Consider the following 2,272-nt stretch of genomic DNA (forward strand, 5'->3'; position numbering starts at 1 on the left):
GTGGAATCACCACGCCAACGACGAGGGGCCCTGCCTCGTCACCACCCCCGCTGACCAGCCCATTTCACCCTCCAGCACAGGATGAAAGAGGTTCACTGAGGTTTTCAGGGTGGGGTCGGTGGCGTGATAGCCAGACCTGTGGCGGTGAGGCAGCCGTCGACCAGGTGGGGGCGGAGCTGGATCTTGCGTAACTCTCTGCGGAGCTTGTGGTCGAGGTCCTTGGGAGTTTCGAAGGCGGTGTTGGCCGTCGCCCTGCGGACGAGTGACCAGACGGCTTCAACTGGAGCCGCCGGCGCCTTGATACGCCTTGTCGGCCCAACACGTGAGGCCGGTCTCGGTGAGTGTGTCGACCGTGCCGTGGGCGCGGGCGGCGGTCAGGTCGTGAGTAGAGCCGGGCAGCGGGGGCGAGGACCACAAGAGCCGCCCGAAGGGATCGGTCAGGACCTGGACGTTCATGCCGTGACGTTTGTGTTTACCCGCGTAGTACGGGGTGTCGGCGGCGATCTGGTCGATCGGCAGCAGGGTGCCGTCCAGGATCACGAACGCCTTGGTCCGCGCGACGCGCATCGCCTCGGCCAGGGTGGGCGCGAGGGCGGCCAGAACCTCGACGGCCTCGTGTATGTAGCGGAAGACGGTCACGATTCCGATACCGAACCCGGCAGCGAGTTGGGCGTAGGTGTCTCCGCATCGCAGAGCCAGGGCGAGGAGGGCCTGACGGCCGGCGGTCACAGACGCCGCCACCGGGTCCCGATCTCCCCTCGCCGCACAAAGAGTCGTCCGGTCAGCTACCGCGGGGTGCGACCGGACAGGCCGATCGACGACGGCTAGGCGGTGTTTTAGAACGCCCTGACCTGGCTGTTTGGCCGTCCGGGGAAGTCTCGGGCGGCCATCCAGATGGTGAGGTCACGGGCGATGTCGCTGATGCCGGTCGCCGTGGTGACCTCGTGCTCGTTGCGGGTGGTGTCACGGCGGACGATCTCGTAGCCGCCCTCGTCCTGGACGGCCACTGAAGCGAACCAGACGGGGTCGTCCTCGTCGGGCTGGACGACGACGAAGGTGTTGTCGGAGTCGTTGAGGTCGCTGATCAGCATGAACAGCGCGTCCTCGGAGGGGTCGTCGATGCGGTCGCCGTTCTCGCTGTCGGCGCCGTAGTACTGAGCCCCCATCGTGGTCTCTCCCTCACCCTGTCGGCCCTGGTCGCGGTCAGCATGGCATGCGGAACGGACAGCCCAGGCCGGTCATAACCATTCGCCAATCGCGGCGATCAGGACGGTGGCCTCGAAGCGGACGGCGAGTTTGTCGAACCGGGTGGCGACCGCCCGGTTGCGCTTGAGCCGGTTGATCCCGCACTCGACCGCGTGCCGGGCCTTGTAGTCCTCGCTGTCGAAGACCGGAGGCCGCCCGCCGACCTTCCCGCGTCGCTTGCGATGGGCGGCCTGGTCGGCAGGCTCCGGGATCGTGCAGCGGATTCCCCGCTTTCGCAGGTAGGCCCGGTTGGCGCGGGAGGAGTACGCCTTGTCGCCCCGCACTCGGATGGGGCGGACACGGGGACGGCCAGGCCCGGTGCGGGGCACCCGGATACCTTCCAGAACGGCGACGAACTGCGGGCTGTCACCACGCTGACCTGCGGTGACCAGCAAAGACAGCGGCCGCTGGCCCTGCTCGCAGGCCAGATGAATCTTGGTGGTGAAGCCTCCCCGGGACCGGCCCAGTCCATGGTCGTCGGGCTCGATAGAGGTTCCGCCCGGCGGTTCGTTCTGGGCCTGGCCGTCGCGGCGGGCGCCTGCGGCGTGCTGATGGGCCCGGCAGATCGTGGAGTCGACGTTGACCTCCCACGTGATCAGCCCTGCCGCGTCCGCCCGGGCCTGCAGCCGGGTCAGCAGTCCGGGCCAGGTGCCGTCGCGCTGCCAGCGACGGAAGAGTCCGTAGACCGTCTGCCACGGCCCGTACTCCGACGGCAGATCCCGCCACGGAGCACCGGTCCGCACCCGCCACCGGATCCCGTCGATCAGCTTCCGCCGGCCTAACGACGGCCGCCCCAGCGCCGCGACCGGCAACAGCGGCTCCAGCACAGCCCACTGGTCGTCAGAAAGATCCCCTCGTCCCACACCGAGATCATCGCGATGCGGGACGAGGCACAGAGCCGATTTTCAAAACACGACCTACTGATCTTTTCGTTAGACCGACCGGCAAATGGTGGGGCCGGGCTGGCCAGGCGGACCCGAACGCAGGGCAGGCACGAGCCTGAGTGATCATGGAGTTCTCTACGCTC

General features: G+C 67.9%; 1 protein-coding gene and 2 pseudogenes. All 3 read right to left on the minus strand.

All coding sequences use genetic code 11. The annotated features are described in order from the left end of the window. Window positions 1–282: 282 nt before the first annotated feature. Window positions 283–785 (minus strand): annotated as a pseudogene (locus ACFWUY_RS41280) (transposase family protein); the annotation flags it as partial. Window positions 786–836: 51 nt separating this feature from the next. Next, window positions 837–1,210 (minus strand): annotated as a pseudogene (locus ACFWUY_RS41285) (hypothetical protein). A gap of 28 nt (window positions 1,211–1,238) precedes the next feature. Then, the gene (locus ACFWUY_RS41290; protein WP_384122084.1) at window positions 1,239–2,108 is read right to left on the minus strand and encodes an IS5 family transposase; all 870 of its coding nucleotides are present in this window, start codon (window positions 2,106–2,108) and stop codon (window positions 1,239–1,241) included. Window positions 2,109–2,272: the final 164 nt, after the last annotated feature.

Origin of the sequence: Streptomyces sp. NPDC058664, assembly GCF_042716635.1 — a bacterium.
GTDB lineage: Bacteria > Actinomycetota > Actinomycetes > Streptomycetales > Streptomycetaceae > Streptomyces.